The sequence below is a fragment of the Sphingobium sp. CCH11-B1 genome (assembly GCF_001556865.1).
Classification (GTDB): Bacteria; Pseudomonadota; Alphaproteobacteria; order Sphingomonadales; family Sphingomonadaceae; genus Sphingobium.
The window spans coordinates 1-13,864 of record NZ_LSJY01000117.1; the positions used below are offsets into that span (position 1 = coordinate 1).

Genomic DNA, 13,864 nt, shown 5'->3' on the forward strand with positions numbered 1-13,864 from the left:
AGCCGCTTCGGCAGCCAGATGCGTGCGGTAAGGGCTGTCGGCGAGTTCCGCAGCAGGTACATCGAGCGGGCGGCTCTCGCCGGACGTGGCTTTGCCGGACATGGGTGTGTCGTCGCTGTTCATTGTCCCTCTCCCCGGCGGATGACGATGAGGCGCGCGGTCTCGCCAGGCTTGAGCGTCAATCGGTCGAGCGAGACCGCGAACACGTTGGCGCCGAGGCTGCGGTCGAGGAATGTCCGCTCGTCGAGCGTGGTATCGGCGTTGGCGGCGACCAGATATTCCGAGGCCGATAGCCCCGCGCCCTCGATCGAGACGCGACGCCGTTCGGTGAGTATCGCCGCAGGAAGTCCCGCAAGCACGATCCTGCCGGCGCGCGGTGCGACTTCGGCGAAGCTTGCCGGAACCCGGTCCTGCAGCATGGCGAGCGTGATCGAGACGGCGCGGTCTTCCTCGACCAGCGGACCCATGAGATCGGCGTTGACCTTGGCGCGCTGGATCGATCCCGGCGTGAGCGTCACGGTTTGCGCCGGGATGTCGGACGGCTCGGCATAAAGCGGGTAGATCGCGCCGTTGCAGGCGATGAAAAATTCCGACGGGGTGGTGACGTAGCTGCGCGTCGTCTGGCCCAGATCCTCGGTTTCCTTGACCAGGAACTTGATCCAGGCGTCGGAACCCGCCTTCTCGACCGCGATCGCTTTCTCGGCTGAGAACTTGACATCCTCGATCTCGCCGCCCTCACAGACGACATGGTTGATGTCGCGGTTCGAGAGACGAACCGTGCTGGTCTGGTCGGGATAGGCGACGATCCCCTGCGCCCGGGCAGGCAGGACCGGCGTCAGGATTGCGGTGGCGAGCAGCATCGCCGATAGCGCGCGCAGGGCGCGTCCGTTACCGGAGTTCGGCATCGAATTTTTCCTCGGTGAGTTGGGTGAGCCAGAAGCGGCCATTGTCGATGGCGTAACCGATGTGGAGATTGCCGCGAAACTTGCGGATGACCCCGCCGATGACGCGGACCTTCTCGACCGGCACCACAATGTCGGTCGAGGTCCAGGTGACCGGCTGATCCGGCCTGATATAGGTCGCAATCGAGAGCGTCGGATTGTTCGCGAGCTCGTCGAGAATGGCGTTAAGGCTGTCGCGCAGGCCATTGTAAGCGCTGGGATGCGCGAGGCTCAGCAGTTCCTGGAACTGCTTGTCGGCGCTGTAGGCAGAATAGGTGCCCGAAAGGCTGACCACGTTGCGGGTCATGGTACGCAGGTACGCCGCCGAAGGCGCGTTGCCGGTGACGTAGAGGTCGCCCGATGCCCCGAACGGCACGATCACCGTCCGCTGGTTCTGGTTGGTCGTGTAGATCAGGGTGCCGAGCACCGCGGAGACCCCGAACATGCCGGCGATCGCGAATTTGAGCAGCCGGTTCTCCTCGAACAGGTTGGCCGAACCCTGGAGGTAGCGGTGGAGGCCGAAGCTGGCGGGCTTGTCGGCGAGCGGATCGCTTTCGGATCGGTCGCGTCGCTTGAAGAAAGACATCGTCGGCCTCACTCGAAGAAGCGGGTCTGGGTAGGACCCGGATAATGACGGAAGCGCACCAGCCCCCAGCGCCAGGCGAGGTGGGGCAGGAAACCGCGCGGCTTGCTGCGCTTCCACGGAATGAAAAGGAGAAGGGCGCAGATGAGCACCCAGCCGACCAGCCCGCCGACGATCGCGGCGACGAAGATGGTCGACATGACCAGTACGAACTCGTCCGAGCCGAACCAGAGGATCTGGACCGGGCCGTGCAGATACTGGGGCAGACGCTCGTCCAAAGCCCTTCTCCTCCTGCTTCATGACACCCGTCACCAGGGGTCATTTCCGAAGGCCGACCATCGGCCTCCAGCGTGTCGGGGGTCTCACCGGCGGCGGGTCCACTCAGGCGACCGGCTGACTCCCAAGGGGTTCAGATCACCATCCCGAAGGTCTGCAGGATCGAATCCGACTTGATCAGGGCGACCGCCGCGACGATCGTCGGGATGCCCACCATGATGTTGGAAAACAGTCGCGAGACGCCGAACAGAAAGGCCGCGACGCCGCCGACGAAGCCGAGCGGGCCCTTGACGCCCTTGTTCACGACGATGTCGTAAATGTCGTAGCCGAGATCGCCCGCCGCTGGCGCGGTGAAGGCGTGGGCTCCGCCGCTCACCATGGCCAGGAGGGCCAAAGGGACGCCGACATTGGCGATGGCAACAGCCTGGTTGCCAATCTTCTTGATCATATGCTTATGCTCCATGCTCGTGGAACCTCCCGGGACACTGCCTGCCGGCATCGATGGATGATCGCTGTCGGCCGACGCGCGCGGTGGGCGGCTCCTGACGGGCCGCGTGCGCCGGCATTCCGGTCCGCATGGTCCCGCGAAGGAACTCAGGCGTCCGCCAGATGGGATAGGCGCCTCACTTCGCGGCATTGGCACTCGCCTTGCCGCCATCGAGAAAGGCTTCGAGCTCGGCCTGCTGGAAGCCTGAGACGAGCTTGCCATCGACGATCAGCGTCGGCGTGCCGCCAATGCCGAGCTTGCGGACAATCTCGGCGTCCTCTGCGACCCGTGCCGCACCTGCAGCACATTTTTCGAGGGCTTTGGGGGCGGCGCCGGCGTAGATCGCGCGAAATGCGGCTTCCTTGTCCGCCGAGCACAATATGTGTTCGGCCTTGGCGGCTGCCTGCGGATGGATGCCGCTCACGAAATAGACGAGACGGTGGACCGGTTTGCCTTCAGCGGCCTTGGCCGTCCAGAACTTGTCGAGCGCCCGGCAATAAGGGCAGTCAGGATCGGTGAACTCGATCACATCGGGCGCGCCCGTGGGACCGATCGCCAGCGCCTTGTCCGGATCGATCAGCTTCAGGCGCTTCGCCGTGCTCGCTTCCTGCGTCAGCGCGGTGACGTTGATGCCGTTGCGATCATAGACGGTGGCGAACAGGATATGCTCGCTTGCCGGGGCATAATAGATGATGCGTCCGCCCGCGACCGCCTGATAGATCGTGCCCTTGACCGGCGCGGGGCCGAACTCCTCGAATTGCAGGTTGGTGAAGCTCTGGCGGAGCTGGGCTTGCGCGGCTTCTGCGGCTTCGGTGAGCAGCTTGGTCTCGGTCTTGCCGTCCTGATCGGGTGCGGCCAGTGCTGCAGTGCCGCCCAGGAGTGCCGCGAGGGCGCAGGTGATCAACGGCAGTCGCCGCAGCTTAGCGAATTTCGCCATGGTCATTATCCTTCTGGTTGGAATGGGGGAGTGCCGCCCGATCGATGCGGATGCTGGAGCCCAATGGGATTGAACGGGCCGGGATCGCACCTCGGGGAAAGTCGGGGTTCTGCGGGCCGCGCCGGGTTTCGCAGCGGATTACGAAGCCGCCCTCGCGCTCTACGACAACAAGACGAGGTCGCGGCTGCTGCGCGGTGGGCGTCGGCGTTCCATGCGGGGCGGGATGGGCATTTGCAGTGCTGGCGCCAAGTGCCAGCACTGCAATGCTCAAACCTGTAGATCCCCATAGGAACATGGACTGCCTCCTGCCTGTGAGCGAACAGCCCGGGTAGGGAACCTGACCCGCATCGACTGCGCTGTGTGGCGGCAGGAATGGTGTTTTTGACTTCAAATGAGCAAGGGCCAGGCCATTGTCTTGGCGCTGTGGCTGCGTCATTCTGACAAGCGCCAGCGAGTTACGCTTTTGGTTACTAATTCGTTGTATTTGAGGTCGGCGTCAGGGCCGTCAGGAGGAATGATCGATCGGCTCGACTTGATGGAAAGGGGCGAATCGCGCAGTGGGAAGGGTATCGCGTACCTTCAAACTGAAACTGTCACCCGCCGGGGTCGAGCTATTCCTCGACTGCCATTGCCGGCTCGGCCATCTTGTCAATGAGCTGCTTCCCTTCGGCAATACGCTCTACTGCGCACTCCTCCATCTGGAGTGTGTCGATACGCGTATCATCGCTGACGACCTGAAAACCTTGAGGGAATCCGGCCTGGCCGGCGAAAGGGTTTGTTTTGTAGGCGCGCCGCTCTCGCTGACGGAGGCGACTTCCAGACTCGCAGACCGGCTCGGCCCCGCGGCACAGCGGCGAGGCCCTGCTGCACTCAACTCGCGGCTCTTCATTGTCGCGCTGAAGCAATTTCGTCTGGCATCGCCCGAAGCCATCATGACAGCCTATGACGAGATGCTCGTTCAGGCCGGCGACTGCCTGAAGGTCGGCAAGACATTACGCGTCCGACGATCAGAGCTTTCCCCGATCGGGCAATAATGGCCACAATTGGCGTTGACCAATTGTGTATGAAACACCAATCCTCGACTGTCGTACTGCCGTGGCGGGCCAGATTCAGTAGTCAGGAGTGGGCGATGTCGCACGAAAGCGTGGCATCCGGTCCGGACGAATCTTCGCTTGCCGAAATCAAGCAGATGTCAGGCCGGAGAATAGAGGATGAACGCAGACGCCAGGGACTTACCCAACCCAAACTCGCGAAGCGGGCCGGTCTCAGCGTGAGTTGGATCCGCGAGATCGAGTCCGGCAATCCCAGGACCCGGATTGACGATCATTTGCGCTGCGTGACCGCACTTGGAATGCCGCCCTGTACCATTCTCATCCCCATGCTGTTCAAGGCGCACGGCAAGGCCTTCCCGCCCCAGCTCCTCGCTGGCAATCTTCATGAACTCGAATGTCATTTGCTCGAGTTCATAGTCAACCACACCATCGCCGACATGCGCCGCAGCCTGGGTTCTGACCTGGGCGAAGGATCTGAATCGGCGTTTCCGCAACTGCGCTAGCGAACCCTGACCGAAACGGAGGAATCCGCATTTTTATCACTAATGCGACGCACTAGCATATTTGCACAAGCTCCGTGTAACGGATTTCCGCGCGCATTGACCGTAAGCCCGCCACCAGAATTCAACCATCCCAAGGAGAGCCACACATGCCTGGAAACACGTCGTCTGCAACGAACGCAATGGCATGTGGCGAACCGGTGCTTCAGTGGCTCCTCTCCAGAGTCTCGGGGATCTCCGGCTATTGTCGCCCAAGGCATCGGCGGTGAACGATGGCCGTGATGAACCAAGCTCGACTGCACGGCCCGAACATGTCCTTGCAGGAGCCTATCCGGAAACCGGTGAGCTTGCCCTTCGCGACTCTGGTCTCGCTATCGTCCGTTGGTGGCTCAAGGCGCGGCGTCTGCGTGAGGAGACGTTCGGGCCTGGCCTGTTCGCCGACCCAGCCTGGGATATATTGCTCGACCTCTACAGCGCCGCCGCACGGGGCGAGCGCGTGCCGACATCGAGTCTCGCCCATGCCGCGCGCGTGCCGCACAGCACTGCGATTCGCTGGGTCAAGCTCTTGGCGAAGGCCGGCATAGTGGTCCGGGAGAAGGACCCTCGCGATGGGCGCAGAGTCCTTGTCAGCCTCAGCGGCGCCGCTACTGCATTGATGGAGGGCTATCTCGCACGGCTGAGCCGAGGCGGCGCTGTTCCCGCCGCTATCGTTCCGCAGGCTCCCGCATGATTTATTCGCGGCACCAGTCGTCCCAGACCTATCAGGCTGTTTGTGGGCGATGCCGACGCATTTGCAATTGGTGCCTGAAACGATAATCCGTTGTTCAGTTCTTCTCACCCCATTTCTCATCGGAAGGATATCCATGGAAGCGCAGTCGGATCAGGATATCAACCTTCTCACGCTCACTGCCGACATCGTTTCCGCGCACGTCGGCAACAACAGTGTCGCGATCAGCGATTTGGCTAACCTGATTGCCAGCGTCCATGCGTCGCTGGCTGGTCTGGGAACGACAGATGAGCCCGAAACGGTCGCACAGGAACCTGCAATCGCGGTGAAGCGCTCCGTCAAGCCGGACTACATCGTCTGCCTGGAAGACGGGAAGCAACTCAAGATGCTGAAGCGGCATCTGATGACGCACTATCAGATGACACCCCAGCAGTATCGCGCCAAATGGAAGCTGCCCGCCGACTATCCGATGGTCGCCCCGAATTATGCCGAAAAGCGACGCGCGCTGGCCAAGAAGATCGGGCTCGGACGGAAGCCTGGCAAGGTCAAGACTGCGGCAGTCCGAGCGCCAGCTCCTGCCAAGAAGGCCAGCGCGCCGCGCAAGAAGTTATCCCTCGCTGCGGCTAAAGGCTGACTACCCTACCCACTCATTTTCTACAGACCCCAACCCTCGAATGGAGAGCATGTCATGAACAATTCCGACCTCGTTGACCAAATTGCCGCCGCCAATGAGATCACCAAGGCCGATGCCAAAAAGATCGTTGATTCGGTGTTCGGCGCCATTGCGGATGCCGCCGCCAAGGGTGATGAGATCGCGTTGAATGGGTTCGGCAAGTTCAAGGTGAAGCACACGGCTGCACGCGAGGGCCGTAGTCCTGCCACCGGCGAGACGATCAAGATCGCTGCGTCGAAGAAACTGACCTTCTCCGCTGCCAAGGCGGTCAAGGACAAGCTGAACGGGTGATCCCCCTGGTCTGCGTTGTCCGGCAATTCGACTATCTTCAGGCAGTCTCGCGTCATGGGTGCGAGGCCGCTTGCCGATGAGCTTGAGTTGTTTTCGCTGGAGCAATAGCCACTTTTCCGTCAAATTCGCCATCTTAGTGGCTTCAGGCTGGCCAACCTCGTTTTTATCGTTTCGATATATTCGCGCCGAAGTATAGTCCGGGTGCTTCTTGGCCGCTCGACAGGGTTTCTGTTGGAAACCTCTCATGCATGCTGCGTGCTCCGGCGACCTGGTTCCCCATATTTACGCCGGACGATTATTGTTCGGATTGTGTCTGACATATGGTTTCGGGCAATCTCAAGGTCTGCCCGAGTTCGACCATGGAAGGGGAAGGGGAGTCGGGGCAGAAGAAGTGGGCGTCGAGGTGCGCGGTGTCCTGATCAGTCTTTACCGCAGCAAGCAGGCGTCCCAGTGACGCGGTCGGTTCCACCGTATCGGGACAACCGCTGTTCTGATCAGCCAGTGCGCCATAGCCGGCGCTTCTCCGACGAGATCGTAGAAGAAGCCTGTAGGGTGTTCCAGAAGCGAACCGATCGGCAACTGACGCACGAAGACGGCCGCCAGATTCTCGAGAACCTTGTGGGCTTCTTTTCGACCCTGCACGAGTGGGATCATGCGAGCGCCAAGACTGGCCATGAAGATGGACCGGCGATCAGTAAAATTCCCGGATCAGACGACTGATACTGTCGTTGATCGCACGTCGTCGTTATGGTCGAGCAACCGATTTGGTTTGGAAGGCCACATTTCAGCTCGCGCAAGAAGGTTGCTAACGTCATTGATCCTCACCCGTTGATTGAGCCCGTATCGGTTTTCGATACCGTCACCGACGGACTTGTGATGCCGTGGGAGCTTGTCGCCAATCCCGCGCAGTCCCTGAGCGTCGCAAGAGCAATGGCCTGGTGAGTGACGGGCGCGAGGTGCCTGCAACTGGAAGGAAATATCGACATGGCAACGGCGAGGTCGAAAGCTCGGGCGAAGCGCGAAGACATGCAGACGCCCAAGGCGGTCATCTACGCCCGGGTTTCGTCACGCGAGCAAGAGCGCGAGGGCTTTTCGATTCCTGCCCAACTCAAGCTGCTGCGCGAACACGCCGTCGCCAATGGATTCGTCGTCGCAGGTGAATATATTGATGTCGAAACGGCCAAGCAAAGCGGCCGGACCAGCTTTAACGAGATGATCCGGTTCCTGCGAAAGCGCAAAGTGATCAACACTGTTCTGGTCGAGAAAACCGACCGGCTCTACCGCAATCTCAAGGATTGGGTCACGATCGACGAACTGGAAGCCGAGATCCACCTCGTGAAGGAGGGCATTGTCCTGTCGCGGGAATCTCGGTCGTCGGAAAAATTCATGCACGGCATCAAAGTGCTGATGGCGAAGAACTACATCGACAATCTCTCCGAAGAGGTCCGCAAGGGGATGCTGGAAAAGGCAGAGCAAGGCCTTTGGCCGAGCGCCGCGCCGTTCGGATACCGGAACGTCGCTGAACCCGACGGCAAGAAGGTCATCGTGGTCGATCCTGATCAAGGGCCGATCATCGCCCGCATGTTCGAGTGGTATGCTACAGGCAACTATTCCCTGAAGGAAATCGGCGCGATGGCCCGCGGCGCCGGACTTGTCTATCGCAAGAGCGGACGTTCTGTTCCGGTCAGCACCGTGCATAAAATCCTGCGCAGTCGTCTCTATACGGGCGACTTCGAATGGTTGGGCAAGATTTACAAGGGTAGCCATCAAGCTTTGGTCAGCCTCGACCTGTGGCAGTGCGCTCAGGACATTCTCGACGGTAGAAACAATGTCCGCCACGCCAGGACCGGGGGCGGGGTCAAGGATTTTGCATTCACCGGTCTGATCTCGTGTGGGCACTGCGGTTGCGCGCTGACCGCCGAGATTAAGAAGGGCAAATACATCTATTATCATTGCACGGGGTATCACGGGAAATGCCCGGAGCGTTTTGTCCGGGAAGAAGTTCTCGAAGAGCAATTCGCGACCATTCTGGCGCGGTTGCGGTTTGATGAGGACGTGTATGACCTTATCGTCAAGGCGCTTCGCGACGGCTACTCCGTTGAGAAACGTGACCACGACGAGGCAGTGGCTCGCCTTCGTGCCGAGATCGACCGGCTACGGAACCGACTGGAAGGCGTTTACGTCGACAAGCTTGATGGGACCGTCAGCGACGACTTCTACCGCCGAATGTCGGTCCAGTGGCGCGACGAGATCGATCGTTGCCAGCGTGACATGACCCGTCATCTGGAGGCGAGTAGCACGTATATGGACGAAGGGGTCGCGCTCCTTACTCTTGCCCGTAAGGCCCACAGGCTGTTCGAATCGAAAGCCTCTGTCGAGAAGCGCAGACTGCTGAATTTCGTACTATCGAACTGCATTTGGCAGTATGGCGATTTGCGAGCGGAATACCGGCAACCATTTGATATGCTTGTTGAAATGTTCAGCCCGCCGCCACCCTCCAATGAGGGCGACGGGGCCGAAATTCCGCAAATTGAGAATTGGTCGGGGAGACAGGATTCGAACCTGCGACATCCTGCTCCCAAAGCAGGCGCGCTACCAGACTGCGCTACTCCCCGGCGCTCGCGGGCCTTAGCGGGGAAGGGATGAGGGCGTCAATCGCGTTTCATCCAAAAGCGCATATGGGACAGGCGGAATGGCTTGCGGGCCGTCAGGACAAGAAAAAGGGCGGGCCGCATGGTGCGACCCGCCCTTTTGAATATTCGCCGAAGCGAAGATTACTTCGCGGCGTTCGCGGCGTTCTCGGCAACGTTCGCAGCGCTGTTGGCGGCGTTCGCGGCGTTGTCAGCAGCGTTGGCGGCATTGACGGCGTTGTCGACAACGTTCTCGACGACAGCGTTCGAAGCGTTCGCGGTCTCGTTGGCCGGCTTCTCACCGCAAGCGGCGAGCGCCATCAGGCTGGCCGAAGCGAAAACAACTGCGATCTTCTTCATTGTATGCGGCTCCCATAGCATTATGCCGCGTCTGGCCCTTCATTTTGAGGCCCTACGCGAGCGACCCGCATTAACGTGTGCGCTGCACAAATCAATGCTTTTCTGCGCCGGTGAAACGATGGAATCACGCGACGGAATGTTGTCTACAATAAAAGTTCAGTTAACGCCCAATGTTTCTGGCGCGTTTGCGACCATGTCCAGCGTGATCGCCCAGGCGGCGACATTCTGGCGCAGTTGTTCCGGATCGACCTTGTCCAGCGTATCGTCCGGCGTGTGGTGCAGGTCGAAATAGCGGGTTCCGTCCTGCTGCAGATCGATCACGGAGACGCCCCCATTGACCAGCGGCGCGATGTCGGCGCCGCCGCCAGCAGCCTGACTGCCCGTGCCGATGCCCAATGGCGCGAGCGCCTGCGCGATCCGGGTGCCAAGGGCCGCATGACCCTGCGGCAGTTTGAAGTCGACGCGCCAGATCCGGTCGGCGCCGAAATCAGACTCCAATGCAAGCGCGTGCTTTTCTGCGCCGTGCGCCTTGAAATAGGCGCGCGCGCCGTCGCCGCCGACTTCCTCCGCTCCGGCCATCAGCACGCGGATCGTGCGGCGCGGCTGGCCGGCCTTCGCGACCTGCAGCGCGGAAGCGGCGGCGATGCCGCAGCCCGTCGCGTCGTCGATGGCGCCGGTGCCCTGATCCCAGCTATCGAGATGGCAGGCGGCGACCACGACGCCTGCCGCCGGATCGCTACCCGGAATTTCGGCGATGACATTGCCCGAAGGCTGATCCTCCAGCATCCTGGAGGTCAGCGTCAGATGCACCCGCACCGGCTTCCCCCGGCCCATGATGCGCGCGAGTTGCTCGGCGTCGGGCACGGACAGCGCAGCCGCCGGGATCGGCGTCGCGCCTTCCGCCCACATCTGGACGCCGGTGTGCGGCACGCGATGATGGTCGGTGCCGATCGAGCGGATGAGGATGGCGATCGCCCCCTTCTTTGATGCGATGCTTGGTCCCTGCCGCCGGGCCGCGCCGAAATAGCCGTAGGAGGAGCCGTCCTGCGTCGCCTTCATCCCGTGATCGACAAACGCGATCTTGCCCCTGAGCGCCGAGGCCGGCGCGGCTTCCAGATCGGCGAGGCTGGGGAAATAGATCACTTCGCCCTCGATCCCCTTCTCGGGCGTCGAGCCGCTGTTGCCGAGCGCCGCGAGCACCAGATTTTGCGGGAAGGGCGAAAGGATCCGCGCTTCGTCGCGCCCGCGCACCCAGACCGGCATCCTATAGGGTTCAGCCCGCACATTGCTGAACCCCAGGGCCTTGAGCTTCACCACTGCCCAGTCGCGGGCACGCGCTTCCTGCGGCGTGCCGGCGGGACGGGGCCCCACCTCGGTCGTCAGCCCCTCGGTAAAGGCATAGGCGACATCATCGCGCAGGGCAGCGTCGCGAATCGCATCGCTGCGCGCCGGTGCGGCGTGAACGGCGGTAGATGCTGCCAAGGGCGAGGGCGGCCAGCGTGCCCGATCGGATTTTCTGCATGGCTTGAGGGGTAGCGGCGCAGCCCCCATTTGCCAATATGTTCCGCGTCCGCTAACCCGGCGCGAATTTTCGACCCGACTTTCCCTACCTGACTTTCGGAGCTGCGCGCACCCATGTCCGCCTCATCGCAATATGCCTATGTCATGAAGAACATGACGAAGAGCTTCCCCGGCGCCCAGAAGCCGGTGCTCTCCAACATCAACCTGCAATTCTACCGTGGCGCCAAGATCGGCATCGTCGGCCCCAATGGCGCGGGCAAGTCCACGCTCATGAAGATCATGGGCGGCATCGACACGGATTTCACCGGCGAAGCCTGGCCGGGCGAGAATATCACGGTCGGCTATCTGCCGCAGGAGCCGCAACTGGACCCGACCAAGACCGTGCTGGAGAACGTGAAGGACGGCGCACGGGAGATGGCGGACAAGCTGGATCGTTTCAACGAGATCAGCATGATCATGGCCGATCCGCCGGAGGACGTGGATTTCGACGCGCTGATGGAGGAAATGGGCACGCTGCAGGAGGCGATCGACGCCGCTGACGGCTGGACGCTCGACAACCAGCTCGAAATCGCGATGGAGGCCCTGCGCTGCCCACCGTCGGATTGGTCGGTGGAAAATCTGTCGGGCGGCGAGAAGCGCCGCATCGCGCTCACCCGCCTGCTGATCCAGAAGCCCGACATCCTGCTGCTCGACGAGCCGACCAACCATCTGGACGCGGAAAGCGTGACCTGGCTGGAGAACCACCTGAAGGAATATGCGGGTGCGGTGCTCATGATCACCCATGACCGCTATTTCCTCGACAATGTGGTGGGCTGGATCCTCGAACTCGATCGCGGCAAATATTTCCCTTACGAAGGCAATTACTCCACCTATCTGGAGAAGAAAGCGCAGCGGCTGGAGCAGGAAGCGCGCGAGGAATCGGGTCGGCAGAAGGCGATCAAGGACGAGCTGGAGTGGATCCGGCAGGGGCCAAAGGGCCGCCAGACCAAGTCGAAAGCCCGTATCGCCAAGTTCGAGCAACTGGTTGCGAGCCAGGAAAACCGCACGCCGGGCAAGGCCCAGATCGTCATCCAGGTGCCCGAGCGGCTGGGCGGCAAGGTGATCGAGGCGAAGAACATCAGCAAGGCCTATGGCGACAAGCTGTTGTTCGAAAATCTGTCCTTCATGCTGCCGCCCGGCGGTATCGTGGGCGTGATCGGGCCGAACGGCGCAGGCAAGTCGACCCTGTTCAAGCTCATCACGGGCCAAGAAACCCCGGATTCGGGCGAGATCGACATCGGTTCGACGGTGCGCCTGGGCTATGTCGACCAGAGCCGCGATCATCTCGATCCCAGCAAGAATGTCTGGGAAGAAGTCTCGGACGGCCTGGATTATGTGAAGGTCAACGGCCACGACATGTCGACCCGTGCCTATGTCGGCGCGTTCAACTTCAAGGGGCAGGACCAGCAAAAGAATGTCGGCAAGCTGTCGGGTGGCGAGCGCAACCGCGTCCACATCGCCAAGATGCTGAAGAAGGGCGGCAACGTCCTGCTGCTCGACGAACCGACCAACGACCTTGACGTCGAGACGCTGGCGGCGCTGGAGGAAGCCATAGAGAATTTCGCAGGCTGCGCCGTGGTCATCAGCCACGACCGCTTCTTCCTCGATCGTCTGGCAACCCATATCCTGGCGTTCGAGGGCGACAGCCATGTCGAATGGTTTGAGGGCAATTTCGAAATGTACGAAGAGGATAAGCGTCGTCGCCTGGGCGATGCCGCCGATCGGCCCACCCGTCTCGCCTATAAGAAACTGACGCGCTGAGGCGCTTTTCAGGATGGTTGCAATATTTGCAACTGCGAAAATTTATTTCGCACTTGCGATGGTGGCGCTAACATTTCATAACGACAGCGCCTTTCAGGCATCCTCTCCTAAAAACTTTCAGGCCGGTCCCCAAGGGATCGGCCTTTTTTTGGTCTCCCGATGCCCGCTGAAATGCGGACCGGACACTGTTTCGGCGGAGCGCCAAGCGCGGCGTTGGTGAGAAAGTCATGGTCGGTCAGCGATTCGAGGAAGGCGAGAAGTGCGGGCATCTCCACGTCGGCCAACTGCTGGGCGGCGTGGCGGCGGATGGCGGCTTCCATCGAGGGGCTTTGCCCGTCGTGCAGCCACGGCCCGGTCACCGCGACGTTGCGCAGGGATGGCGTGCGGAACCGCTCGGGCGGGGGTTCGAATCCTGGCGGAAGAGGCTTGCCGCCATAGGCGCTGCCGTCCGCCTCGCTCGGCGCGGCCGTGCCGACATAATGGACCTGGCCATCCGTGAAATCCGCGCCGCTGTGGCAGGCCGCGCAGCCTGACGCCGCGAATTGCGCAGCACCCTTTCGCGCGAGCGGCGACAGGGCGTTCCGGTCGTAGGCGCTGCCGAAGGAGATCAGGGTCCGCTGGAATGCGGCGAGCGCGGCTGTCACCCGGTCGTAACGCATCGCGCCTCGATCGCCGGGAAAGGCGCGCGCGAACAGTGCAGGATAACAGGGGTCGGCGTCCAGGCGGCGCGCCATGTCCTTGTCGTCGCCGGCCATGCCCATTTCGACCGGCCTGGTTCCGGTCATCGGAACCATCGCCTGGGCTTCCAATGTCGAAAGGCCAGCTTCCGTCCAGGTGAGGCCGCTGCGCCAGGCGACGTTGGCGAGGCCGGGAACGTTGCGAACGCCGGCCTCGCCGGTCACGCCGACATGCACCGGAAGGCCATCGGCAAAGCCGCGCGCTTGAACATGGCAGTCGGCGCAGGCCATCGTCCCGTCGCGCGACAGTACCCGATCGTAGAAGAGTCGGCGGCCAAGCGCCACCTTCGCCGCGTTCATGTTCGCGCCGGCGGGCAAGGCCGGAGGGGCAACATGGGCGGGAAGGGTG

General features: G+C 61.7%; 16 protein-coding genes, 1 tRNA gene and 2 pseudogenes. 8 read left to right on the forward strand and 11 right to left on the reverse strand.

Annotated elements, in window-relative coordinates:
• Positions 1 to 119 precede the first annotated feature (119 nt).
• From AX724_RS12480 to AX724_RS12500, 5 genes are all read right to left on the reverse strand, one after another.
• On the reverse strand, positions 120 to 905 hold the full coding sequence (locus AX724_RS12480; RefSeq protein WP_066766945.1) for a type-F conjugative transfer system secretin TraK: 786 nt from the start codon (positions 903 to 905) through the stop codon (positions 120 to 122).
• Positions 889 to 1,527, reverse strand: coding sequence for a TraE/TraK family type IV conjugative transfer system protein (locus AX724_RS12485; RefSeq protein WP_066766948.1), 639 nt, complete (start codon positions 1,525 to 1,527; stop codon positions 889 to 891). Before AX724_RS12485 ends, AX724_RS12480 begins: the two co-directional genes overlap by 17 nt.
• Positions 1,528 to 1,535: 8 nt before the next feature.
• Positions 1,536 to 1,802: a type IV conjugative transfer system protein TraL gene (locus AX724_RS12490; RefSeq protein WP_066766951.1), complete on the reverse strand. Its 267-nt coding sequence runs from the start codon at positions 1,800 to 1,802 to the stop codon at positions 1,536 to 1,538.
• Positions 1,803 to 1,933: 131 nt separating this feature from the next.
• Entirely contained in the window at positions 1,934 to 2,248 is a 315-nt protein-coding gene (locus tag AX724_RS12495) for a hypothetical protein (protein WP_066766954.1), read from the reverse strand.
• 175 nt (positions 2,249 to 2,423) lie between these two features.
• Complete coding sequence (locus AX724_RS12500) at positions 2,424 to 3,224, reverse strand: DsbC family protein (RefSeq protein ID WP_066766957.1); 801 nt, start codon at positions 3,222 to 3,224, stop codon at positions 2,424 to 2,426.
• Between the two features lie 557 nt (positions 3,225 to 3,781).
• Between AX724_RS12500 and AX724_RS12505 the strand changes: the two genes are divergently transcribed.
• The 5 genes from AX724_RS12505 (at position 3,782) to AX724_RS12525 (ending at position 6,467) form a co-directional block, all read left to right on the forward strand.
• Positions 3,782 to 4,258: a hypothetical protein gene (locus tag AX724_RS12505; RefSeq protein ID WP_066766960.1), complete on the forward strand. Its 477-nt coding sequence runs from the start codon at positions 3,782 to 3,784 to the stop codon at positions 4,256 to 4,258.
• Positions 4,259 to 4,353: 95 nt separating this feature from the next.
• Positions 4,354 to 4,779, forward strand: a complete 426-nt coding sequence (locus tag AX724_RS12510; protein WP_066766963.1) for a helix-turn-helix domain-containing protein — start codon at positions 4,354 to 4,356, stop codon at positions 4,777 to 4,779.
• Positions 4,780 to 5,041: 262 nt separating this feature from the next.
• Positions 5,042 to 5,506 (forward strand): MarR family transcriptional regulator, encoded by a 465-nt coding sequence (locus tag AX724_RS12515; RefSeq protein WP_231736674.1) that lies wholly within the window; start codon positions 5,042 to 5,044, stop codon positions 5,504 to 5,506.
• 133 nt (positions 5,507 to 5,639) lie between these two features.
• Positions 5,640 to 6,137 carry a MucR family transcriptional regulator gene (locus tag AX724_RS12520; RefSeq protein ID WP_066766966.1) on the forward strand — a complete coding sequence of 166 codons (498 nt, stop codon included), beginning with the start codon at positions 5,640 to 5,642 and terminating at the stop codon, positions 6,135 to 6,137.
• 54 nt (positions 6,138 to 6,191) lie between these two features.
• Entirely contained in the window at positions 6,192 to 6,467 is a 276-nt protein-coding gene (locus AX724_RS12525) for an HU family DNA-binding protein (protein WP_066766969.1), read from the forward strand.
• A 426-nt stretch (positions 6,468 to 6,893) separates the two neighbouring features.
• Here the strand turns inward: AX724_RS12525 and AX724_RS24065 are convergent, their stop codons facing one another.
• A complete protein-coding gene (locus tag AX724_RS24065) occupies positions 6,894 to 7,121 on the reverse strand; it encodes a hypothetical protein (protein ID WP_197421573.1) in 228 nt (75 codons plus the stop codon).
• A 93-nt stretch (positions 7,122 to 7,214) separates the two neighbouring features.
• Here AX724_RS24065 and AX724_RS24070 point away from each other — a divergent pair, with 93 nt between their 5' ends.
• Together AX724_RS24070 and AX724_RS24970 are read left to right on the forward strand one after the other, a co-directional pair.
• The gene (locus AX724_RS24070; protein ID WP_197421574.1) at positions 7,215 to 7,409 is read left to right on the forward strand and encodes a hypothetical protein; all 195 of its coding nucleotides are present in this window, start codon (positions 7,215 to 7,217) and stop codon (positions 7,407 to 7,409) included.
• Between the two features lie 84 nt (positions 7,410 to 7,493).
• Positions 7,494 to 8,429 (forward strand): annotated as a pseudogene (locus tag AX724_RS24970) (recombinase family protein); the annotation flags it as partial.
• Positions 8,430 to 8,621: 192 nt separating this feature from the next.
• Here the strand turns inward: AX724_RS24970 and AX724_RS24735 are convergent.
• From AX724_RS24735 to AX724_RS12550, 4 genes and pseudogenes are all read right to left on the reverse strand, one after another.
• Positions 8,622 to 8,750 (reverse strand): hypothetical protein, encoded by a 129-nt coding sequence (locus AX724_RS24735; protein WP_269454155.1) that lies wholly within the window; start codon positions 8,748 to 8,750, stop codon positions 8,622 to 8,624.
• 255 nt (positions 8,751 to 9,005) lie between these two features.
• A tRNA-Pro gene (locus AX724_RS12540) sits at positions 9,006 to 9,082 on the reverse strand.
• Between the two features lie 159 nt (positions 9,083 to 9,241).
• Positions 9,242 to 9,457, reverse strand: a complete 216-nt coding sequence (locus AX724_RS12545) for a hypothetical protein (RefSeq protein ID WP_066766986.1) — start codon at positions 9,455 to 9,457, stop codon at positions 9,242 to 9,244.
• Positions 9,458 to 9,613: 156 nt separating this feature from the next.
• Positions 9,614 to 10,979, reverse strand: a pseudogene (locus AX724_RS12550) (M28 family peptidase).
• Positions 10,980 to 11,092: 113 nt separating this feature from the next.
• On the opposite strand from AX724_RS12550, the gene ettA reads away from it, so the two are divergent.
• The gene (gene ettA / locus AX724_RS12555; protein WP_066766984.1) at positions 11,093 to 12,778 is read left to right on the forward strand and encodes an energy-dependent translational throttle protein EttA; all 1,686 of its coding nucleotides are present in this window, start codon (positions 11,093 to 11,095) and stop codon (positions 12,776 to 12,778) included.
• Positions 12,779 to 12,885: 107 nt separating this feature from the next.
• Here ettA and AX724_RS12560 read toward each other — a convergent pair.
• On the reverse strand, positions 12,886 to 13,864 hold a 979-nt coding region (locus AX724_RS12560; protein ID WP_082733521.1), incomplete at its 5' end, for a cytochrome-c peroxidase.